Below are 22,831 nucleotides of genomic sequence, written 5' to 3'. Positions count from 1 at the left end.
GGGGCGCAAAATTTCAGCATCCGTCCAGTATATCACCCGGCAACGGCTTCACCTCATCCAACCAGCGAGGAAGCGCAATCCATCAACGGATTCACGCTTTTCTGATTCTGTCGGTGAAACGCGCGATGACGATAAAGAAAACCGGTACGAAGAAAATGGTGAGAAGCGTACCGCTAATCATGCCGCCAAATACGCCGGTGCCGATAGCGTGCTGAGTACTGTCGCTTGCCCCCGTGGCCAGCATCAAAGGAACTACTCCCAGGGTGAAGGCTAACGAGGTCATCAGAATAGGGCGCAGCCGCTGGCTTGCAGCATGCACCGTTGCCGCCAGGACCGGTTGCCCTTCGCGATGAAGCTGCCTTGCAAACTCAACAATCAGAATGGCGTTCTTGGCGGACAGGCCGATCAGGGTGATAAGACCAACCTTGAAGAAAACGTCATTCGTCATGCCGGCAACAGAAACGGCTATCATCGCGCCGAAAAGACCCAATGGCACAACAAGCATTACCGCAAACGGAATGGACCAGCTTTCATAGAGGGCCGCGAGCACCATAAACACGACCAGTATCGACAGAACGATAAGACCTGGAAGCTGAGATTCCGATTTTCGCTCCTGCAATGAACTCCCGGCCCACTCGCCCGCCATGCCCTGGGGTAAATTTCTCGATAAACTCTCCATAACCTTCATGGCGGTACCGCTGGATTCACCCGATGCCGCACTTCCGGTAATGCGTAGTGCAGGGTATCCCTGATAACGGGTCAATTGCTGCGGGACAACGTTCCAGGAGAGTGTGGCAAACGTTGATACAGGCACCATCTGGCCCATCCGGTTTTTCACTGGTAATTTCAGTAGCTGCTCAGGCTGCATTCGATAAGGCGCATCGGCCTGAACGATTACCTGCTGAACGCGACCGTTATTCGTATAGTCGTTGACGTAATTTGAGCCCATTGTGACGGAGAGCGTCTGGTTGATTTCATCAAATGAGACGCCCAGCGCTTCCGCTTTTTCTCTGTCAACCTGGAGCGCAAGGCTGGCTCCTTCCGGCAGGCCATCTATGTAGACATCACTGAGTTCAGGGCGCTGGTTGGCCTGCTGAACCAGTAAATCGGCCGCCTTCTTTAAAGCCTGATAGCCCAGGCCGGTTCTGTCCTGCACGTACCAGGTGAATCCGGATGAGGTTCCCATGTCGGAAATCGCAGGAGGAAGCAGGCTCATCGTGACGGCATCAGAAACGTTCGCCATGCTTTCTTGTATATGGTCGGCTTCATCTTGCGCTGTCGAACCCTGCCGATTTTTCCAGTCCTTCAGCGTGGTGAAGGCCATGGCCGAATTCGGTCCTGAACCTGAAAACCCAAACCCCAGGATCGTAATGTTGCTTTCGATATCCGGTCGGGTCGCAATTTCCTCTTCAAATTTTTTAACCACTTTCAGGGTTCGCTGCGTTGTGGCGTCAGACGGCAGCTGTATTGAGGACATAAAATAGCCCTGATCTTCATCCGGCAGAAAGGACGTTGGCAAAGACGACAATCCAAAAAACAGCGCAGCGCACAGCGCAACGTACAGGAGCAGCATACGCCCGGTGCGTTTCAAAACGTCACCCAGTCCGGCCTCATAACGGGCTGTGAGCGAACGAAAGCGCGCGTTAAACCCTTGCGCGAACCTTCCACCTCCGCGCTTATCTGCCCTATGCGGCTTGAGTAAGGTTGCACACAGGGCGGGCGTCAGCGTCAGGGCAAGAAACGCCGATAGCAGTATGGAGACCGCCATTGAAATGCAAAATTGTCGGTAGATAATCCCGACGGAGCCTTCTGCAAATCCCATGGGTATAAAGACGGCGGTAAGCACCAGCGTGATCCCTATAATCGCCGGTGTAATTTCCTGCATGGCTTGCCGCGTGGCTTCCCGTGGGGAGAGGTTTTTTTCTTCCATCAGTCGTTCGACGTTCTCCACGACCACAATGGCATCATCAACGATAATCCCTATCGCCAGCACCATGCCGAACATCGTCAGAATATTGATGGAGTATCCGCTCAGTAACATCACAGTGAAGGTGCCAAGAAGCGCGACGGGCGCAACAATCGCCGGAATAAGCGTGCAGCGTAACTTATGCAGAAACAGCAGCATAACAAGGAAGACCAGGACCATCGCTTCCACAAATGTTTGTACGACTTTCATGATAGAAAATTTTACAAACGGGGCCGTATCGAAGGGTACCGTAAATGCCATTCCTTCGGGCAAAACCTGCGAAAGCGCGTCGATGCGATCCCGTACGCCAGAAGCCGTGCTCATCGCATTTGCGCCTGGTGACAGCTGTATTGCGGCAGCTGTTGCATGAACCCCATTTTCGCGTATACCAAAGGCATAACTTTGCAGGCCAGATTCAACACGTGCAATATCGGACAATTTCAGCCGGGCGCCGGACGCGTCAGATTTAAGGGTGATATTCCTGAACGCCTCTACTGAAGAGAATTGCCCCTCCACGGTGATAGGATAGGTTACCCCTTGGCCTTCCGTCGTCGGTTCATCTCCCGTTCGGCCTGGCGAAACAAGGGCATTTTGCTGGCTGACCGCGGTAAGTACATCGCTTACTGAAAGCCCGTAAGCGTGGAGCTTCATCGGATCCAGCCAGATGCGCAGCGCTTTTTCGCCGCCAAACAGCTGAACTTTCCCTACGCCGGGCACGCGGCGAAGCTCATCGCTGACGTTTCGGGCGAAATAATCGCTTAAATCGGCTTCCTCAAATTTACCTGCCGTGGACTTCAGCCCCACCATCATTAAAAAACCTGAATTTGCGGCCTCGACGTTAATGCCGTTTTGTCTTACCGCCTGAGGTAAGCGCGGCTCCACAATCTTAATCTGGTTCTGAAGGTCCATCTGCGCCAGCTTGATGTCCGTGCCGGGCTTAAACGTCACGGTAATCGATGCGGAACCGGTTGTGTCGCTGGATGACTCGAAATAGAGCAAATTATCTACCCCGGATATTTCGCGCTCAATCAATGACACCACTGACGTATTCATGACATCGGGGCTGGCGCCAGGGTAGCTGACGGAAATAATGATCCCCGGCGGAGCCACCGCCGGATACTGGGCTACCGGTAAACGAGGAATTGAGAGTACGCCCGTCAGGACGATAAAAAGCGCCACTACCCAGGCGAAAACGGGGCGTTCAATAAAAAAATGAGGCATTAAATTAACGTCCAGATACGTGGATTTCGTCATCGGTTGATACGCGTTTACCGATGTCCCTGAGCTGCGAAAATTTCTCAAGAAGCTGCGGTGCATCATCGAGGCTCGTGGCGAACATCCACATGTATGTCATCACGGAATAAATATGTCCGGCGTTGATCCCGGTCGAGCGCGTCATCCAGATGATAGTCAGCGTAAAAAGCACGGCAACGAGTATGCCCACCCATAAATAGCCCCACGCCTCGCGGTCTGATAATGCGATACGTAAACGTGCAAGCGTGGCGTAATGCCGGTGAAGGGTGGCGGAGCCAGCTTTATGAACATAATCCACTTCTTTTTCCAGACGGTTATTGAGCCGCATGAATAGCCATTCATTTTTACGTGTATACCCACAGACAAATCCCATCAGGATAAATACGATCGCAAAGCACAGGACGCCGGCCCAAAACTCAATAAACAGCAACATGATCGCGGCACCAAAAAGTGAACTTAGCGATGTAATAAGCAGGGGGAGGTGCATTTCAAAGAAATCCACATACTCTCGCGAGAGCGTGACCCTGGCGGCGATGGCCGAATGGTTAAGCTGGTATTTGCGCTGTGCAAGAACCACGGATACCGCAAGTCCGGCGTAAATGCGCGCAAACGTGCGAGTATCAACGCTCCGTCTTGCCGCGCCGATGAACCACATACAGAGCACCATCAGGCCATACAGCGCGGCGTGAAGCGTCTCACCCGCGAGAATGGCATTTATCGCAATACCCGCCAGAACGGGATAGAGCAAAAAAGTCACGTTTTCCGCCACAACCAGGAGAAAGGTGACAACCAACTTTTTCCGGTGTCGTATCGCGAGTTTTTTTAGAGCGTGCATGACGCCGGCGGTTTCAGAAGAGCGAAGATTACGATTGCGGTTCATCATTATGGGCAACAAGTATCAGACTATTTAAGTGAATTATTTTTTGTACAAAAATACGTAGAAAAGAGTCTACGGCGCGCCTGTTAAGCGGCAATGTGCGGTTTATGGAGGATGTGTGGAGCGAAACAACGCGATGGCTTAAATCATCCTCATCATGAGGTACAGCGGTGAACCGCCAAAAAAGATGATCAAATAGCATTCGTAGTAAAAGACCAGATCGTCGATATCAGGCATCGCGTTTAACAGCACGGTAAACGTGATGATGAGATAAACGAAAATCACCATCAGCCAGAAGGCAATGACAAGTAACTCTGTGAGCGCACCGGCTTTCTGTTGTATTACCAGGGTGACAACCGACAATGCGATGCAGCCATAGATAATGGGTGAAGAAGGCAGCGTCGAGGCGACTTGTTCATCCATTTTGTGTATTAGCACCAGCCAGGCATAAAGTAATCCCCACGACAGCAGCAGGAACAGAGAATATACGCCGATTTTTTTAGGGGAGAGATATTTAGAAAGTTCCATGTTCATTATTTCAGCAAAATTCATAAAGTCTTAATGAGTTAGGGTTAATTGGCAGCATTCAATGAAAAGGTTTAGGCCTGAATAGTTATTTTGAACGGGTATTGTCGAGTCTTTATTGCCGGAATGTGTAGCCTGTGTGGAGAAATAGCCGGGCATTTAAATCAACCTCAAAATTTTCGCGTCAATGGCACTTTTTCCCGGAGGCTGTGTCTTATTGTGCTGAAGATATTTGATAGCGTGCTAAAAGGGATTTCACCCGCGGAGTAAAAATGAACAAAAATGCGCTGATCCTTGTTGTTGAAGATGAAGACGAAATCGCCGATATACTCATGAGCTACCTGGAGCGTTCCGGAATGAAAACGCTCAGGGCCAGGCAGGGCGAGCAGGCAATAACGCTAAACCGCCTCCATAAGCCGGATCTCATATTGCTGGATATTCATTTGCCCGTATGTGATGGCTGGAGCGTACTCACCACGCTTCGTCAGGAAAGTTCCGTGCCCGTCATTATGGTGTCCGCCCTCGATCAGGATGTCGATAAGCTCATGGGGCTGAGGCTGGGCGCGGATGATTACGTGATCAAGCCCTTCAACCCTTCCGAGGTTGTCGCACGGGTTGAAGCGGTGCTGCGCAGAACAAAACCCGCGGTTCAGCAGGTAGGTTCGATGCCTCTCAGAACGCCATTTATTACGGTCTATCCGGATGATTTTTACGTGGAGGTCACAGTGGGTGCAGAGGTTATCTCCCCGGTATTAACGACGACTGAATTTAAATTACTGACCTGGCTGGTGAGATATCCGCGAAAGGTGTGTTCCCGCGAAGAGTTACTCAACGCGTGTCTGCCTGAGGGCGATACCCTCGACAGAACGGTCGACAGCCATATGAGCAAGCTGCGTAAAAAACTTGAGCTTGCCGGCCTGTATGGCGTTCCCGAGAGCATCAGGGGAATGGGCTACCGGCTTGGGGAAAAGAAATGAACAAAGAGCCAGTTCTGAGTCGCCAGATCTTAACGTACATGCTGTTGTTGACGTTCACGATAATTGCCATCGCCATACTGGGCTCCTGGTTTTTTTACTCTTTTATTCTGGATCACCTTCCCGGCGGCGCAGCTGCGGGAGATGACGAGCAGATGACGATGTGGGACTGGGTGTGGATCGGGACAGCGACAATCATCAGTCTGATCATTGCCGTATTTTTTACGGTAAAACTCTCGTCGCGAATACTCACCCCGCTAAACGCGGTCGCGTCCAGCCTGAAAAAAATCTCGCAGGGCGATCTGGACGCCCGGGCGTTTTGTGCCAGTTCCCGGCTTGGCGAGGTCAACCACCTCGTCACGGATTTCAATGAAATGGCGGAAAAACTCCAGACGCTGGATATCCAGCGGAAATCCTGGAATGCCGCTATTGCGCATGAGCTGAGAACGCCGGTCACCATTTTGCGCGGACGGCTTCAGGGACTGGTTGACGGCGTTTTTGCCCCGGAACCGGTGCTGTTTAATAACCTTCTCAAGCAGACGGAAGGGTTAACGCGTCTGATTGAAGACCTTCGGGTGATCAGTTCGGACGGTGGAGCGGGTTACACGCTATATCAATCCAGAACCGATCTAAAAGGGACGTTACAGGATGCTCTCGACACTTTTATGCCCGAGTTCAACCGTAAAGCGTTCATCATCAATACAGAACTGAGGGAGCAGCAATGTGTCTTCGATCCGTTGCGTATCAATCAGTGTCTGACCGTTTTGTTTGACAATGCATTGCACTATTCAACCTCGCGCAAACTGATCGTGAAAAATGGGGTTTCAGATAAAGGAAATTATATTCTTATTCAGGACGGGGGACCGGGCATTCCCCGTGAGTTTCATGATTTCTTGTTTCATCCCTTCCAGCGCGATAATGGCGCCAGACAGGTGAACCCGGAGGGCTGTGGGTTAGGCTTATCGGTGGTAAAAGCCATCATGCTTGCTCATGGTGGCGATGTTACCTATACCTTATCGACGCAAAATCACTCGATTTTTAAACTCACCTGGCCCAGTACCTGAGCTTCAGCGGCAGGTCAAACGTGCCTGCCCGTGGAGAGCGGTAAATGCCATATTTTCCCTAACCTTGCATCCCATTCCCGTGGGGTAATAGTCAGCTTACCGCGTCTCGGGCTCAGGGTTATTTCACTGAAATAGATTTCATGCTTTTTTAGCATCAGATCAACGCGGCAGTAGTCAATGCCATCCGCCAGCTCCTGGGATGCCAGCAATGCCTGTCTGAACAAGACCGGTTCGCCTGGCTCAACCGAAGTATTGGGATATTCCATCTGGAAAGGCTGTAAATTCCACTGCCTGTCGTAAACGTTGATAAAGCCGTGGCCATTACTATCCGTAAAATCCGCTTCTACGTAGTGGGCAACGCCATGAAAGCAGTGAATTCTCAGCATTTCCGGCGTGGTGTTTCTGTCTGCCTCATCAAAGAGATCGACAAACGGTTCGCAAAGTATCATCGGGGTAATGTTTTTGTACTGCCATTCACGTGTGGTGTAGTACAAATTCTTCCTTAATGCGAAATCCAGCTTTTTACACGCTTCCCTGTAATTAAATTGCGCTTTGTTTTTGCACACTATTGTGCTGCCGCTATCATGATTGCACTTAAGGACGAATTTGTCCGGGAGTGTTGTGAAATCAATTTGCGACGCCTTGTTATAAACGCCAATTAACGGCACCGTTTTCACCCGTTTGGTTCTTGATGTCACGTATTCCCGAACGGCGAGTTTATCGGCAAGCATTGTGTAGAGGTCATTGCGATCGTACACCAGGCGATGACATATCTTTTCACTCAACGTAGTGGGCGATTTAATGTCAGGGTCTTTCCCTGAAATTTTTTTGAGTCTGCTGGTATGGAAATTCAGGTCCGTCATTAAAAAAGAACGGCATTTTCTGATGAGATACTCGATGTATTTGAGTAAGTAAGTTGCGTTATTCATTTCTTCTCCTCCGTAATGTTCGGGTATTCTGGAGAAGAACTGTTGATTGATATTGATTAGAATATGGAGCAGAGGTGGAGACGCAAATTTAAAGGATTAAATAGCCTGAACGGACTATTTAATCCTTATATTAGCAAAGTAATCTTTGTTTACCGTCGTGCCTAGCGGTCTTTTCGCCACGCGTCAGCTGTCAATGCTTCACCGAAATGACCGGCAATCAGTCGTTTTGTCAGTTCGTGGAGCGGGGAGGCCATTACATCCGCCGTGCTGCCGCGCTCGACGACTTCCCCCTGGTGCATGACCATCACCTGATCGCTGATGTGCTTCATCATCCCCAGATGCTGGGTGACGTAGATATAAGAGATACCCTGTTTTTCCTGTAGCTCCAGCATCAGGTTAATCAGCTGCGAACGCATCGACATATCCAGCGAGGCAAGCGCTTCGTCAGCGATGATTACTTTCGGGCGCAAAATCAGCGCGCGCGCCAGACCCAGACGCTGTTTCTGACCAGGGGCCAGCATATGCGGGTAGTAGCTTTCGTGATCCGGTAACAGCCCAACCATGCGCAGGGTTTCAAAGACGCGCTTACGGCGCGCCTCCGGCTCCAGGTCGGTGTTCAGGCGCAGCGGAAAATCGAGGATCTGCGAAATACGCTGGCGTGGATTAAGCGAGGTAGACGGATCCTGGAAGATCATGCGGATGCGCTGGCTGCGGAAAGAATAATCCCCGAACGCCAGAGGATGGTCGTCAATCAACACTTCGCCTGCGGTAGGTTCAACCATGCCGGCGAGCATTTTCGCCAGGGTCGATTTCCCTGAACCGTTCTCGCCGATGATCGCCAGGGTCTGTTTTTCACGCAGGGTAAAGCTCAAGGGTTTTACCGCTTCGACGGTTTGACGGTGAAACAGCCCCGTACGGTAGCGAAAGGTCTTACTCAGATTGCGGACTTCCAGCAAGGTTTCGACCATTTCACTCTCTCTCCATGTTCAGCGGGAAATGACAGGCGTAAAGATGATTTTTGGCTCCGGTCAGGCGAGGCGTCTCGATACATTTACGCTGAGCATAGGGGCACCGTGGCCCAAGACGGCAGCCAATCGGCAAGGATTCCAGCAGCGGAATCGCCCCTGGCAGAGTATTCAGGCGGCTCTTGTGTGGCATGGCGCTGCCAAAATCCGGAATGGCGCGGATAAGCGCCTGCGTATACGGATGATGCGGGGCGTTGATAAGATCTTCACTCGGCGCGGTTTCGACCGTTTGCCCGCAGTACATTACATCGATTTTGTCCGCCCATTTGCTGAGCATTTGCAGGTCATGGCTGATCAGCAAAATAGTGGTGTTGTTATTCTGGTTGAGACGCGACAGCAGGCGGAAAATTTGCGCCTGCGTGGTGGGCTCCATCGCGTTTGTGGGTTCATCCGCAATCAGCAAACGCGGCTGATTGGCCAGGGCGATGGCAATCATCACTTTCTGACACTCGCCGTCGGTCAGCTCATACGGGAAGCTGCGCATCGCGTCTTTGTGATCTTTGATCCCGACGCGGTGCAGGAGCTCAATCGCGCGACGCTTGCGCCAGCCCACGCGCTGCCACCAGCGGCCTTTAAAGGTCCAGCCGGGAATGTTCTGCATCAGCTGTTTGCCCACCCGTTCGGACGGGTCGAGACAGGACTGCGGCTCCTGAAAAATCATCGAGACGTTATGCCCGACCAGCTTGCGCCGCTCGCGAGGGGAGAGGCGCAGCAGGTCGATATCATCAAAGCGCATTCGGTCGGCGGTCACGCGCCAGTTGTCTTTCGCCACGCCGCAGATGGCTTTGGCAATCAGGCTTTTTCCGGAGCCGGATTCTCCCACCAGCCCGCGAATTTCACCCTCAGCGAGGGTGATGCTGATGCGATCGACGGCTTTAACCCAGCCTTCACCGGTTCTGAATTCAATGGTGAGGTTACGAATATCAAGAAGCGGCATTATTGCACCCCCGCGTTAATTGCACGGCGAATACCGTCGCCCAGCAGGTTGATCAGCAATACGCTCACCATAATCGCCGCGCCTGGCAGCATGACCGTCCACGGCGCAACGTAGATTAACTCCAGCGCGTCACCGAGCATCGCGCCCCATTCAGGCGACGGCAGCTGTGCGCCGAGGTCGAGGAAGCCGAGCGCAGCGATATCCAGAATCGCCATCGACAGGGCGCGGGTGATTTCGGTGACCAGCCCGGCGGCGATGTTTGGCAAAACGGCAAACCACAGAATGTTGAAGGTCGTCGCACCGTCCAGACGGGCCGCGACAACATACTCTTTCTCCAGCTCGTCGTGCACCATGCTGTAAACCGATCGCACGATGCGGGGCAGAATAGCCAGCCAGACCGCGAACATGGCATGCGACAGATGCGGACCGGCAAAAGCAACGACAATGATCGCCAGCAGCAGAGAGGGAATGGAGAGCAGCGTATCAAGAATGTGGTTAAGCACTGCCGAGCGCAGGCCGTGCGTGGAGCCCGCAAAAATGCCCAGCGCCAGTCCGCAGACAGTGGCCGCAAGCGTCACCACAAATGCGCCGCCTACCGTCGGGGCGGCACCGCTCAGCAGGCGGCTTAGCACGTCGCGTCCCAGATCGTCCGTCCCCAGGAAGAAAGAGACTTCGCCGTAGCGGGACCAGGAAGGCGGCAGCAGCTGATAGCCAAGGAACTGCTGGTCAATGCCATACGGCGCAAACCACGAGCCAAAGACGCACAGCAACACCAGCCCGGCGCAGCCGTAAAGGCCGATCATTGCCGTGGTGTCACCATAGAATTTACGCCACACGGTACGCAGCACGCCGGGCGTGCGCTTTTCACTGTATACGCTATCGTAAGGCATACCATTCCTTATGCTTCAATGGGTTAGCCATGGCACCCAGAATATCGGACAACACGTTAACAATAATCACCAGCGAACCAATTACCATCACACCCGCGGAAATGGCCGCATAGTCCTGCTGGCGTATAGCGTTAATCAGCCACCGGCCCAGTCCGGGCCAGCTAAAGACCATTTCGGTGATCATGGCCAGCGTGAGCATGGTGGAAAACTGTAATCCCAGACGCGGAATAACCGGCGGTAGCGCGTTGTGCAGGACATTGCGGCGAAGTATGGTCAGGCGCGATAGCCCGCGCGTGGCGGCGGCTTTGACGTAGTTTTGATCAAACACTTCGATGGTGCTCAGGCGCATCAGGCGGATCACTTCAGTCGTTGGGGCCACTGCCAGCGTCAGCACCGGCAATACCATATGGCGCAGGGCGCTGACGATCATCTCATGGCGCCACACGGAATCGGACAGCCACGCGTCGATGATGGCAAACCCCGTCACCGTTTTCACCGTGTAGAGCAGGTCAAAGCGGCCGGAGACCGGGAGCCAGCCCATCGTCAGCGAGAAGAAAAGCGTCAGCAGCAGCGCCAGCCAAAAGACTGGGATGGAGAAGCCGAGCAGGGCGAGAGCGCTGATAAACTTATCCTGCCATTTATTGCGATAAATCCCGGCCAGCATACCCACGGGGATCCCGATCATCAGGGCAAAGCCGAAGGCCAGAATGCACAGCTCCATTGTGGCCGGGAAAACCTCTTTCAACTGCTCGGAAATCAGCTGCCCGTTAATGCTGGACACGCCAAAATCCCAGTGCAGCAGTCCGTTGAACCAGAAGAGCCAGGCATCCCATAGCGACGATCCCTGGAGCGGGGCGTGCGGCGTGAAATAGCTCAGGCTGAAGCCGACAAAGTTCAGGATAAAGAGCGTCACCAGCAGCAACAGGAGCCGACGTAAGGTAAAAATAATCATGGTTTTTTCACCTCTTGTTCTTTTTCACGCGACACGCCGGCGAACGAGGCGTTACCGAACGGGCTCAGCACCAGGCCTTTAATATCATAGCGATAGGCCTGGAGACGCAGGGAAGAGGCCAGAGGCAGCACCGGCAGTTCCTGGGCCAGGATCTTCTGCGCCTCGTCATAGGCGTCGATGCGTGAGGCCAGCTGTTGGGAAGCGAGCGCTTTTTGCAGCACGGCGTCAAACTCCCTGTTACACCAGTGGGCGTAGTTAGTCTGCGAGTTTATTGCCGCGCAGCTCAGCAGCGGCCGGAAGAAGCTGTCCGGATCGTTACTGTCGGTTGCCCAGCCGGTCAGGGTTAAATCATGATTCATGTCCATCAGGCGCGCCTCCTGGAAACGGCCTTCAACCGGTACGATGATCACTTTTACGCCCACCTGCGCCATATCCGCCTGCAGCAGTTCGGCGGTCTTGAGCGGGCTCGGGTTCCACGCCTGGGAACTGGTCGGCACCCAAAGCTGCAGCGTAAGGTTTTCCGCCCCCAGCGCCTTCAACTGTTCACGCGCTTTTGCCGGGTTGTATTCCGTAATTTTAGCCTCACCGTCATAGGCCCACGAGGCGCGCGGTAAAATTGAGGCGGCGGTTTCCGCCGTGCCGTAGTAGATCGACTGCATCAGGCGCTGGTTGTTAATCGCCAGCGCCAGGGCATGACGAACGGCAGGGTTATTCAACGGTGGCTTATCGGTGTTAAAGGCCAGATAAGCGATGTTCATGCCGGGACGTAACGTCAGGCGCAGGCGCGGGTCGTCGCGCAAAATGGTGAGCTGGCTGGCAGCAGGCCAGGCGAGCACGTCACATTCCCCGGTGAGAAGTTTCGACAGACGTCCTGTTCCGCCAGAACCCAAATCAACCACCACCTGAGGCATCAGCGGGGTACCGCGCCAGAAATGTTCATGGCGCTGCAGACGAATATATTGCCCGGCGCGGTATTCGGCCAGCTGGAACGGACCGGTGCCGACCGGCTGGCGATCGAGCTGCTCCTGACGATCTTTCTTCGTCAGCTTCGCCGCGTATTCGGCAGACATGACGGACGCATAGTGGGTAGCCAGGTGCCAGAGGAAGGAGGCATCCGGGCGCGTCAGGCTGAATTCAACCGTCCGGTTATCCAGCTTGCGCACGCTTTTAACCGTATCGGCAAACTGCAGGCTGTCGAAATAGGGGAAGTTGCTGCCGTTAACGTTATGCCACGGGTGATTGCGGTTAAAAATGCGCTGGAAGGTAAAGACCACGTCGTCCGCATTCAGCTTGCGCGTGGGGGTAAACCACGGGGTGCGCTGGAACGTGACGTCATCGCGCAGATGAAAACGGTAGGTAGCGCCGTTATCCAGTACTTCCCAGCTTTCCGCAAGCTCGGGTACCAGACGGTAGGTGTAAGGGTCGACATCAAGCAGACGATCGTAAAGCTGTGCGGCAAGGGTATCCACAATCAGGCCGCTGCCCGCTTTCTGCGGGTTAAAGGTATCCACCTGGCCGCTCACGCAATAGACGAAGCCGCTGTCACGAATGTCGGGCTGCGGCGTTTGCCCGGGCGCAGCTAAGGCCAGGCTACTGAACAGACCGAGTGCAAAAAAGGACGATAAAACCAGACGCATAATTTTTAAGGTATTTTATATGAAGTGGCTATCTTACTAATTTTAAACGACATTATCCAGTGTCGTTTATCCCTGAGGGCATCCTGGGGCAGGAGCGTTTGCAGTCGCTCATTCAGCATGCCTGCCTGATCGGCGTTCATACCAACTATCCACTTTGAATATACCTCATACACCATCTTAGCATTTTCACGGCCCATCTGACTCGCTATAAACGAAGGTTTCGCCCCGGCAGACGCCATCCAGTCAGTCACCGTATGGCTTAGCTGAAAAAAATAACTAAAGATTTCTTCCTGTAATCTTATGACTGACATTAATATTGGCGAATTGTCTTAAAATCCACTCATTGATATTAATTTCGACATGAAATTTCATAATAATGTGCACGGTGTTTATATCGCGCAAGCAACACGCGAGTATGCGAATTTTTATAGTGGATGCGTATTGTCATAAGAAATATTCAGTAAAAGCATGTTTGCCCAAGTAATTGTTGCCGTCATGATAATGATGGTTTATATACTGGCTCTCTGAGCCAGCAATTTGACTGAGCGAAAGGGGTGTCAGAGAAAAATGAAACTCTACAACGTTTAGGAAAATTACATATTTCATGTAATCGACCCGAATGTCGATTGCCTGTTAATTTGTTGGGTTTCGATATTCATCGTGATGTGGTTTCAATAATGACGTCTAAAAGTCACTTTAAAATGTGACAATGGCTAAGATATCAAAGGCTTATGGATGAGTAAACCCTTGCAGGTATTTAAGAATTTTACACATGCGCGCTTGCGGTTGTTTGTGATTATTGCTTTTTTCTCTTCAGTAATAAATGTGCTGATGCTTACGCCTTCAATTTATATGCTGCAGGTCTACGATCGCGCGCTGTCATCCGGGAATACGACAACCCTCTTTATGTTGACCTTGTTGGTGTTATTTATGTTCACCATCATGGCACTCATGGATTATGCCCGGGGCATCATCATTATCAGATTAGGTAATCAGTTTGATAATGCTCTTTCGCCTGTACTGTATACCGCAGCATGTGAAAGCAATCTCATTAAGCGTAGCCCTAATGCCGGGCAGGCTATCAGCGACCTCGCCGTCATACGCCAGTTTGTTACCGGTCCAGCGTTATTCGCCGTTTTTGATTCGATCTGGTTTCCAGTCTACATAGGCGTCATTTTTCTTTTTAATACCTGGCTCGGATTGTTCTCTCTTTCAGGCGCGTTTGTGCTGCTGGCTCTGGCTTTTATTAATGAAAAAATAACGCGTCAGCTTTTAAATGAAGCGGGTGGTTATGCCCTGGTGTCTAATCATCAAGCTAACAGCACCTTGCAATGTGCTGAGACGCTGCAGGCGCTGGGGATGACTGAAAACGTCAAGGCGCGCTGGTGGCGAGCACATCGACAGTTCCTTTACTGCCAGAGTGCGGCCAGTGAACGTGCTGTTTTTATGTCTGCCATCACCAAAACGGTACGTATGGCTCTCCAGTCGCTCATGCTGGGGCTTGGCTGCTGGCTGGCGATTCTGGGGGATATCTCGCCGGGCATGATGATCGCAGGCTCTATTTTGCTTGGAAGAGCGTTGGCACCGGTTGAACAACTCATCAGCGTGGCGAAAGGGTACCGGTCAGCTCGCCAGGCATGGGGGCGCATGGTTCATTTGACAAGCGAGTTTCCACCGGCGCTGGAGAGCATTCGTCTGCCGGAGCCACAAGGGCTGCTCACGGTGGAGAATGTCACCGTTTTCCCGCCGGGAAACTCCCGGCAGCCCATACTGCACAATATCAATCTGCGGGTAGAACCGGGTGAGGTGCTGGGAATTGTGGGGGCCAGTGCATCGGGAAAATCCTGTCTCGCTAGAGTGTTATGCGGTGTCTGGCCCGCCGGAGAAGGGGATGTCAGGCTGGATGGGGCAGATATTTATCAATGGCAGAAGCAGAAGCTAGGTCCCGGAATCGGTTACCTGCCGCAGGATGTTGCGCTCTTCACGGGAACCATCGCTGAGAATATTGCGCATTTTGGTGAGATCGATTCAACGCAACTGATCGCCACTGCAAAGATGGCCGGCATTCATGAAATGATTTTGCGCATGCCTGAAGGCTATAACACCCTGACCGGCGAGCAGGGTACGGCCCTTTCGGGCGGACAAAAACAACGCATTGGTCTGGCTCGTGCGCTGTACGGCAACCCGGCGCTGGTGATCCTTGATGAGCCCAACGCTAACCTGGATGAATCGGGCGAAAAGGCCTTACAGCAGGTCATCCGGCAGCTTAAACAGCAGAAGAAAAGCGTCGTCATCATTTCTCATCGTCCGGGTATTTTGCCGCTGACCAGTCACCTGCTCGTTCTGGAGGGCGGGAAATCAAAGCTTTATGGCCCGACAGAACAACTCTTACAGCAGTCAACTCGCCCGGTGAATCAGACCAAAAGCGTCCCCGTAGAACAAGGAAAAGTCCATGCATGATACCGATGCGCTGAAGACGCCTCTTGTTGACGTCATTCCATTTGTCCGCTTTGGCTGGATCGTGCTGCTGGCAGGCCTGGGCTCTTTTTTGTTCTGGGCTGCCCTGGCTCCTCTGGATAAAGGTGTTGTGTCATCCGGAACAGTGGTGGTCGACGGATACCGTAAGGCCATACAGGCTCCCATCGGCGGCGTGGTGACAAAAATCGCGGTCAAAGAGGGTCAGACTGTACATAAGGGCGACCTGCTCGTGATGCTCAGCCAGCAAACCTCACTCGCCCAGCTCTCCGCTGCGCGCCAGCATTATCTGACTTCGCTTATTGCTGAAAGCCGTCTTCGATCGGAGTTGGCTGGCATGCAAACGCTGACGTTGCCCCCTGAGGCAGAGGAAGAGGCTCTGCAGGATGCCATGAAGCCAATTGTCTTACAGCAAAGCCAGCTTATGCATGCCCGGCAGGAGGCGCTGAAAAACGCCCAGCAAAACGACGCTCAGGCCACCGCGGGGCTGGCGCGCCAGCGTGATTCTCTTGCCAGAACCTGCGAGACGAAAGAGCGAGGTCTCGCGCTGGTAAATCGTCAACTTAAAGACCTCAAGCCGCTGATGGAGGAAGGCTATTTTCCCCGTAACCGCTTTCTTGATATCCAGGTGCAATCTGCGTCACTGGCGGGCGAGGTGGGGGAAACTCGCAGCAAAATAGTGGAATTAGGTAATCAGATTGAGCAGCTTAAGCGCAGCATGCAACAGCGGTTGATTGACAACCGGAAAGATATTGAAACGCAGATCGATCAGCTTCGCCTGCAGGTAAGTGAGAGTAAAAAACAGCTGACGCTCTCCGATGTCGATCTCTCGTTGACCCGAGTCGTGGCACCACAGGACGGTGTGGTAATGAACCTCGCGCTTGCCAGCGATAGCGCGGTAGTGAGTGCGGGAGAGCAGCTTTTGGAGCTTGTCCCGCAGACATCCCCCCTGACTATAGACTCACATATCGATGTGGCCTTGATCGATAAAGTTCATAAAGGCATGCCTGTCACCCTGATGTTCACTGCCTTTAACCAGCAAAGCACGCCAAGGATCCCGGCCCAGGTATCACTGGTTTCGGCGGATCGCCAGACAGATCCCACTACCCAGCAGCCTTACTACAAGATTCAGATCGCCGTTTCGCCAGAGGGCATGAAAAAGCTGGAAAGTGAAGATATTAAACCCGGTATGCCGGTAGAGGTCTTTATTAAAGCCGGAGAGCGCTCGCTGTTGAGCTATCTGTTGAAACCGATTGTGGATCGAGCGACGCGGTCGTTCATCGAGGAATAATGATGCTGAGTGCACACTTTACACGCGTTTTATATTTTCTCGCACTGATGGCGCCGTTTTCAGCAGATGCCTTGACACTTGCACAGGGCTGGTTTATGGCGCTGGATAACGATCCCCATTACCGTGCTGCCGTTAAGGATCAGCTTGCCGGGGAAGAATACATTCCCATTGGCCGAGCCGGGTTGCTGCCAAAAGTCAGCGTCAGCTATCAGCGCGCACCGCGTAACTGGCAGCGGCAGCAGTACCAGCAGTCAAATGTGCTGGGTGAGCGTTCTGAGGTGGTGCAGCATCAACAATATGACAGCCATTCGGGATCGCTTACCGTCGTTCAGCCGCTGTTTGATTACGACGCCTATGCGGGCTATCGCATCGGCATCATCAAAAAATTGCAGTCTGATGAACGCTACCGAAGCAGCCTGATTGACCTGCAAAACCGCTTCATTACCGCATGGCTGGATGTTGCTGAGGCACACCAGCGGCTTCAGCTTGCAGCCCTGCATCGCCAGGGTCTGGAAGAGCAGAAAAAGCAGACTCAGCGACAGTTTGAATCCGGAGAGGGGTCAATAACGGATGTCACGGAAACCGCGTCTGCGCTCAGCCTTGCTGTTGCTGATGAGGTAGAAGCGCGGGATACGCTTGATACGGCAAACGTTGCGCTTTCAGCGATAGTGGGCATGGTTCTGTCGGATACTTCAGCGCTGCCGATGCTCGGTGAAAAGCCCCTTAAGCTTCCGCTGGCATCGAGAGACTATCAATACTGGGAACGAAAAGCGTCCTCGCATAACCCCGATATTCTGTCTGCCGGGCACAGCGTGGAAGAAAAGCGCTATGAAATTGAACGCAGCCGCGCTGGCGCGCTTCCCCGAATACAGCTTTACGCAATGCATTCTGAGAACGACTCCAGCAACGATAACACCATCAATCAGAAATATCGTACCGACAGCATAGGAATGCGCGTCAGCATGGATTTGTTCTCCGGCGGAGGCGTGTCCGCTTCCGTGCGCCAGGCGGCGGCCCGCTATGAACAGGCAAAATATCTTCACGACGCGCAGCGGCTGGTTACCTATAGCGAAATCAAAAAATCATTAAATAAATGCCTTCATGCGCCAGAGCGCATTGCAGCCTATGCCTCCGCGGTGGAAGCCGCCAGGCGACAGGTTGAAGCGACCCAAAAAAGTATTCAGGCTGGCCAGCGTATGAATATTGATTTATTAAATGCGGAACAATCTTTCTATAAAACCAAAGTTGAGCTTACTGCTGAAAAACATGCTGTCATTAAAGCATGGGTCAGTTTGCTCGCGCAGACGGGTGAAATAAATAATGACAACGTTATGTTGCTTAATTCTTATTTCGCTCATTAATTGTCAATGTTAAACAGAGGGACAGACTATGCCTGTATTTGATTATCAGGGCGAGAAAAACACGCAGCTTATTAAGGAAGCGCTGACTATTGAAAGTATCAATTTTGGTGCGGCGACCTATGCTGATTATATCTATACGGAAGAAAATGGCTGGAAAGTACTAGACGGTGCGACGCTCAACTATAGTGGTTGTACTAATCCCTATGGTGCTTTTTATGGCGAAAGCCTTCTTGAGTCGAGCGCCGAATGCAACGTCATGGGGAAATATGATGCTAATGGTAAGCTGGTGAACATAGGAATTAGCTTCTGGGGGACGGGCACTTACGCGGCCGCGCCTTCACTTCAGCATACCGTTAACACAGCGATGGATACCGTCAGCGATGTATTCTCTGCGCTAATCGACGGCTATGCAGATAACTATGTTCTCAATGCTTATAAAAACCTCATGAGTTCAGTGGCTGCGTTTGCCACCGCAAACGGCCTCACCGGTAATGACGTCATCGTCACCGGGCATAGTCTCGGTGGACTGGCTGTTAACAGCATGGCGACCCTTTCCGCGCAGGGCCAATGGGATAGTTTTTTTGAGGACGCGAGCTATGTCGCTTTTGCCTCTCCGACTCAGAACCTTGCCGATGATAAGGTTCTTAACATTGGTTATGAAAACGACCCCGTGTTTCGTGTTTTAACTGGCCATAGCCTGTCTCTGGACAGTTTATTTAATCATGACACTCCGCTTGAGACCTGTACCAACAACCTTGTCTCTTTTAATGATTACTATGCAGGCCTGACCAGCGATTGTCAGTTCTTTTCGATCGCGAATATGGCGTCGTGGGCCGGGCATTCAGGCCAGGGATATACGGACGGCGCGTTGCGAATTATGGATTCTGAAATCTATGATTTCACGCATCAAAACTCCAATATTATTGTTTCCAACCTTTCTGAGGCGTATCGCTCGACAACCTGGGTTTCTGATCTTAATAAATCCGTAACCCATGTTGGTTCGACGTTTATTATTGGTACAGAGTCGAATGATTTATTACAGGGTGGAAAGGGCAACGATTATCTTTGCGGGGGTGGGGGCGATGATAGTTTCAAAGACCACAGCGGCTATAACGTTATTTATGGCGGCGCGGGAAGCAATACCTACGTAACGGAATGTAATATCGCCGATTTTACCTTCAGCCACGACACCGAGGGAACGCTGTACTTTAAGTATTCCACCGGGGATGTTACTCGGGCAGAAGATATCCATTACGTTAATGCTGACCACACGTTGTTCAGCCTGTTTGGCATTAACTTCAACCAGAACGCTACATGGCAGGTCACCGGTTATGGGTTAGAAGGCGATAGCGGCTCAATCGCCTATGCGAAAAGCTATTATGCTGATACATCTAACAGTTTCACTATCTCGACCGCCAGTAATGACAGCTGGTTCTATTCAGGGGCAAATGACAGCGATATCAACATTGCCGGTAACAATAATAATGTTGTTTCCGGGTTTGCAGACGACGCCATTCACCTCAACGGCAGCGAAAACACGCTTCTCTTCTATGGTGATTTTGGTCACGACACTGTCTATAACCTCTCAACCAGCGACAGCCTGATCTTTATGGCTAACCAGAGTATTGCAGACAATGACAGTTATCTTAACCATCTGTCGTTTGACGGTGATAATGCGTTACTGACCTATGGTGAGAGCAGTGTCACGCTAGTGGGTGTTAATACCGATATGCTTTCACAAATGCACATAGCGGTAGCATGAGTCTTATCCCCGCGGGATGCTCCGCGGGGATAAGTTCCGTCTAAACTTTTCCAACTTCATAGCGCTGTCGTCCGCTTCCGGCTGTCAGCGCATGTGATGTTTTTTGAGCAATGCCCTTAATTGATGGTAGGTCAGACCCAGCAGTTCAGCCGCGCGTTTCTGGTTATATTTCGCTGCCTTCAGGCTTTGTTCAAGCAGCCGTTGCTCCTGATCGTGCTGGAACTGACGCAGATCGAGAGGAAGTGAGGGCGCATCGCCCGCGGTCGCCGGTGCGGCAGCGGGTGACGTACTACGCTGAAAAGGATCGATAATGATGTTGTCCAGCTCTGTCTCGCTGCTCCCGTGGCGGTACACTGATCGCTCCACGACGTTTTTCAGCTCGCGGATATTTCCCGGCCAGCGGTAAGCAAGCAGCGTCTCCTGCGCATAATCGCTGAAGCCGGGGAACAGCGGCAGGCCAAGTTCACGGCACATCTGAATTGCAAACTGTTCCGCCAGCAGCATAATGTCGCTTTGACGCTCGCGCAGCGGAGGAAGCTGAACGACGTCAAAGGCCAGCCGGTCAAGCAGATCGGCACGGAATTTTTCCTCCGCCACCATCTCCGGCAGGTTGGCGTTAGTGGCGCAGACCAGGCGCACATTGACCTGCAGCGGCTGGCTACCGCCGACGCGTTCCAGCTCGCCGTACTCAATCACGCGCAGCAGTTTTTCCTGCACCAGCATGGGGGCGGTGGCCAGTTCATCAAGAAACAGCGTGCCGCCGTCGGCGCGCTCAAAGCGTCCGGGATGGCGTTTCTGGGCGCCGGTAAACGCGCCCGCTTCGTGGCCGAAAAGCTCGGTGTCGAGCAGGTTTTCATTCAGCGCCGCACAGTTAAGAGAAATGAAGGGGCCATCCCAGCGCCCGGATAAATAGTGCAGACGGTTGGCTATCAGCTCCTTACCTGTTCCACGTTCACCGATGATGAGCACCGGTTTATTGAGCGGTGCAAGGCGGGAGACCTGTTCCAGCACTTCCAGAAAGCTGTTTGCTTCGCCGAGTAAATTGTCTTTGTATCCAGGCATGATGAAATTAACCACTCCTTAGTGTTATTCACCAGGTAAGAATAGTCAGTCGCTGCCTGAAAATCAATCAGGATGAGTAAAATCAATAAGATAAAAAGTTGGCATGGGATTTGTATTATCTGTACAGCAGGGCATCGCCCGATAACAGAACTATGAGGATTAGATTATGGGTATTTTTTCTCGTTTTGCCGACATCGTGAACGCCAACATCAACTCTCTGCTCGAGAAAGCGGAAGATCCGCAGAAGCTGGTACGTCTGATGATTCAGGAGATGGAAGACACGTTGGTCGAAGTGCGCTCTACCTCCGCCCGCGCGCTGGCTGAAAAAAAGCAGCTGACGCGTCGTATTGAGCAGGCTACCGCTCAGCTGAACGAATGGCAGGAAAAAGCGGAGCTCGCGCTGCGCAAAGATAAAGAAGATCTGGCCCGTGCGGCGCTGATTGAAAAGCAGAAGCTGGCGGATATGGTTGCTACGCTTGAGCATGAAGTGACGCTGGTGGATGACACGCTCGCCCGTATGAAGAAAGAGATTGGTGAGCTTGAAAACAAGTTGAGCGAAACGCGCGCGCGTCAGCAGGCGCTGACCCTGCGTCACCAGGCGGCAAGCTCTTCCCGCGACGTGCGACGTCAGCTGGACAGCGGCAAGCTGGATGAAGCAATGGCGCGTTTTGAATCGTTCGAGCGTCGTATCGACCAGATGGAAGCGGAAGCCGAAAGCCACGGCATCGGTAAGCAGAAGTCACTGGATCAGCAGTTCGCCGACCTGAAGGCCGACGATGAAATCAGCGAGCAGCTGGCGGCTCTGAAAGCCAAAATGAAGCAAGATAACCAATAATAATGCCTGCGGCACCTGAGCGTGCCGCATCATAAGACAAGGAGTACACATGAGCGCGCTTTTTCTGGCCATTCCCCTGACTATTTTCGTGCTGTTCGTATTGCCGATTTGGCTATGGCTGCACTACAGCAACCGTTCTTCACGAGGCGAACTGTCCCAGAGTGAACAACAGCGTCTGGCACAGCTCTCCGACGAGGCGAACAGAATGCGCGAACGCATTCAGGCGCTGGAGTCTATTCTGGATGCCGAACATCCAAACTGGAGGGACCGTTAATGTCTGGACTGAATCTGAACAAAAAGTTGTGGCGTATTCCGCAGCAGGGCATGGTGCGCGGCGTCTGTGCCGGGCTGGCCCACTATCTTGATGTCCCGGTAAAGCTGGTGCGCGTGGTGACGGTGCTTTCGATCTTCTTCGGTCTGGCATTTATTACCCTGGTGGCGTACATCGTGCTGTCGTTTGTCCTTGACCCGATGCCGGAAGGGGAGCTGGCTGCAGAAGGGGCTCCAACCAGCAGCGATCTCCTCAATGCCGTTGATGAGCAACTCGCAGCCGGTGAGAAGCGGCTACGGGAAATGGAACGCTATGTCACGTCGGATACCTTTACGCTGAGAAGTCGTTTTCGTCAGCTTTAAGAGAGAAATGAGATGAAACAACACTGGCAACAGGCCGGTCAGAAGGTAAAACCCGGCCTGAAAATCGCAGGTAAACTGGTTCTGCTGACCGCGTTACGCTACGGTCCGGCGGGTGTGGCAGGCTGGGCGATAAAATCCATTGCCCGCAAGCCGGTCAGAATGGTGCTTGCCGTGGCGCTCGAACCGCTGTTGCAAAAAGTGGCAAAACGGCTTTCACGCCGCTATTTATCCTGAAAATTCTCACTCGCGCCAACCCCTTCTTTTCCCAAAGAAGGGCCTGGGACGAATAACCGCATTTCCGCTTTTCCCCCTTCTTTCTTTGCGGCAGCTCACAATACTACGCTGAGCTGCTTTGCAATCGCGTTTTTCTGCCTCCCGGTCC

General features: G+C 52.5%; 20 protein-coding genes. 10 read left to right on the top strand and 10 right to left on the bottom strand.

What is annotated here, in order from left to right; translation table 11 throughout:
* Positions 1-91 precede the first annotated feature (91 nt).
* The 3 genes from AC3WOK_RS06410 to crrC form a co-directional block, all read right to left on the bottom strand.
* Complete coding sequence (locus AC3WOK_RS06410) at positions 92-3,187, bottom strand: multidrug efflux RND transporter permease subunit (protein ID WP_492354244.1); 3,096 nt, start codon at positions 3,185-3,187, stop codon at positions 92-94.
* A gap of 4 nt (positions 3,188-3,191) precedes the next feature.
* Positions 3,192-4,103, bottom strand: a complete 912-nt coding sequence (locus AC3WOK_RS06405) for an ABC transporter six-transmembrane domain-containing protein (RefSeq protein ID WP_492354193.1) — start codon at positions 4,101-4,103, stop codon at positions 3,192-3,194.
* A gap of 135 nt (positions 4,104-4,238) precedes the next feature.
* Positions 4,239-4,625, bottom strand: coding sequence for a colistin resistant protein CrrC (gene crrC, locus AC3WOK_RS06400; RefSeq protein WP_059309875.1), 387 nt, complete (start codon positions 4,623-4,625; stop codon positions 4,239-4,241).
* A 269-nt stretch (positions 4,626-4,894) separates the two neighbouring features.
* Here crrC and AC3WOK_RS06395 point away from each other — a divergent pair, with 269 nt between their 5' ends.
* Both AC3WOK_RS06395 and AC3WOK_RS06390 read left to right on the top strand, forming a co-directional pair.
* The gene (locus tag AC3WOK_RS06395) at positions 4,895-5,599 is read left to right on the top strand and encodes a response regulator (protein WP_063431304.1); all 705 of its coding nucleotides are present in this window, start codon (positions 4,895-4,897) and stop codon (positions 5,597-5,599) included.
* The gene (locus tag AC3WOK_RS06390; RefSeq protein ID WP_492354192.1) at positions 5,596-6,660 is read left to right on the top strand and encodes an ATP-binding protein; all 1,065 of its coding nucleotides are present in this window, start codon (positions 5,596-5,598) and stop codon (positions 6,658-6,660) included. The genes AC3WOK_RS06395 and AC3WOK_RS06390 overlap by 4 nt, the downstream gene beginning before the upstream one ends.
* Positions 6,661-6,674: 14 nt before the next feature.
* Here the strand turns inward: AC3WOK_RS06390 and AC3WOK_RS06385 are convergent, their stop codons facing one another.
* From AC3WOK_RS06385 to sapA, 6 genes are all read right to left on the bottom strand, one after another.
* Positions 6,675-7,589 (bottom strand): ATP-grasp fold amidoligase family protein, encoded by a 915-nt coding sequence (locus tag AC3WOK_RS06385; protein ID WP_063431300.1) that lies wholly within the window; start codon positions 7,587-7,589, stop codon positions 6,675-6,677.
* Between the two features lie 161 nt (positions 7,590-7,750).
* The gene (gene sapF, locus AC3WOK_RS06380) at positions 7,751-8,557 is read right to left on the bottom strand and encodes a putrescine export ABC transporter ATP-binding protein SapF (RefSeq protein WP_047348277.1); all 807 of its coding nucleotides are present in this window, start codon (positions 8,555-8,557) and stop codon (positions 7,751-7,753) included.
* 1 nt (position 8,558) lies between these two features.
* Entirely contained in the window at positions 8,559-9,551 is a 993-nt protein-coding gene (gene sapD, locus AC3WOK_RS06375) for a putrescine export ABC transporter ATP-binding protein SapD (RefSeq protein WP_063956614.1), read from the bottom strand.
* Positions 9,551-10,441, bottom strand: a complete 891-nt coding sequence (gene sapC, locus AC3WOK_RS06370; protein WP_047174190.1) for a putrescine export ABC transporter permease SapC — start codon at positions 10,439-10,441, stop codon at positions 9,551-9,553. The genes sapD and sapC overlap by 1 nt, the downstream gene beginning before the upstream one ends.
* On the bottom strand, positions 10,428-11,393 hold the full coding sequence (gene sapB, locus AC3WOK_RS06365) for a putrescine export ABC transporter permease SapB (protein WP_492354191.1): 966 nt from the start codon (positions 11,391-11,393) through the stop codon (positions 10,428-10,430). The genes sapC and sapB overlap by 14 nt, the downstream gene beginning before the upstream one ends.
* Positions 11,390-13,030 carry an ABC transporter substrate-binding protein SapA gene (gene sapA, locus AC3WOK_RS06360; protein WP_059309881.1) on the bottom strand — a complete coding sequence of 547 codons (1,641 nt, stop codon included), beginning with the start codon at positions 13,028-13,030 and terminating at the stop codon, positions 11,390-11,392. Before sapA ends, sapB begins: the two co-directional genes overlap by 4 nt.
* 735 nt (positions 13,031-13,765) lie before the next feature.
* Between sapA and AC3WOK_RS06355 the strand changes: the two genes are divergently transcribed.
* The 4 genes from AC3WOK_RS06355 (at position 13,766) to AC3WOK_RS06340 (ending at position 19,919) form a co-directional block, all read left to right on the top strand.
* On the top strand, positions 13,766-15,490 hold the full coding sequence (locus AC3WOK_RS06355; RefSeq protein WP_492354190.1) for a type I secretion system permease/ATPase: 1,725 nt from the start codon (positions 13,766-13,768) through the stop codon (positions 15,488-15,490).
* Positions 15,483-16,796: an HlyD family type I secretion periplasmic adaptor subunit gene (locus AC3WOK_RS06350; protein ID WP_492354189.1), complete on the top strand. Its 1,314-nt coding sequence runs from the start codon at positions 15,483-15,485 to the stop codon at positions 16,794-16,796. The genes AC3WOK_RS06355 and AC3WOK_RS06350 overlap by 8 nt, the downstream gene beginning before the upstream one ends.
* 71 nt (positions 16,797-16,867) lie before the next feature.
* Positions 16,868-18,157, top strand: coding sequence for a TolC family outer membrane protein (locus AC3WOK_RS06345; RefSeq protein ID WP_252000791.1), 1,290 nt, complete (start codon positions 16,868-16,870; stop codon positions 18,155-18,157).
* Between the two features lie 28 nt (positions 18,158-18,185).
* On the top strand, positions 18,186-19,919 hold the full coding sequence (locus AC3WOK_RS06340) for a polyurethane esterase (RefSeq protein WP_492354188.1): 1,734 nt from the start codon (positions 18,186-18,188) through the stop codon (positions 19,917-19,919).
* Positions 19,920-20,003: 84 nt separating this feature from the next.
* On the opposite strand, the gene pspF is transcribed toward AC3WOK_RS06340, so the two are convergent.
* Positions 20,004-20,981, bottom strand: a complete 978-nt coding sequence (gene pspF / locus AC3WOK_RS06335; RefSeq protein ID WP_063431298.1) for a phage shock protein operon transcriptional activator — start codon at positions 20,979-20,981, stop codon at positions 20,004-20,006.
* A gap of 166 nt (positions 20,982-21,147) precedes the next feature.
* On the opposite strand from pspF, the gene pspA reads away from it, so the two are divergent.
* The 4 genes from pspA to pspD are packed head-to-tail and all read left to right on the top strand — an operon-like array spanning position 21,148 to position 22,683.
* Entirely contained in the window at positions 21,148-21,816 is a 669-nt protein-coding gene (gene pspA, locus AC3WOK_RS06330) for a phage shock protein PspA (protein ID WP_059309888.1), read from the top strand.
* Positions 21,817-21,865: 49 nt separating this feature from the next.
* Positions 21,866-22,090, top strand: a complete 225-nt coding sequence (gene pspB, locus AC3WOK_RS06325; protein WP_047348287.1) for an envelope stress response membrane protein PspB — start codon at positions 21,866-21,868, stop codon at positions 22,088-22,090.
* Positions 22,090-22,449 carry an envelope stress response membrane protein PspC gene (gene pspC / locus AC3WOK_RS06320; RefSeq protein ID WP_023617934.1) on the top strand — a complete coding sequence of 120 codons (360 nt, stop codon included), beginning with the start codon at positions 22,090-22,092 and terminating at the stop codon, positions 22,447-22,449. The genes pspB and pspC overlap by 1 nt, the downstream gene beginning before the upstream one ends.
* A 12-nt stretch (positions 22,450-22,461) precedes the next feature.
* The gene (pspD, locus tag AC3WOK_RS06315) at positions 22,462-22,683 is read left to right on the top strand and encodes a phage shock protein PspD (protein WP_047348288.1); all 222 of its coding nucleotides are present in this window, start codon (positions 22,462-22,464) and stop codon (positions 22,681-22,683) included.
* The last annotated feature ends 148 nt before the right edge of the window (positions 22,684-22,831 follow it).

This window comes from Enterobacter sp. FW301-JW81 (assembly GCF_058788735.1).
The sequence above is the reverse complement of the archived record's forward strand: the minus strand, read 5'-3'. Positions and strand labels throughout refer to the sequence as shown.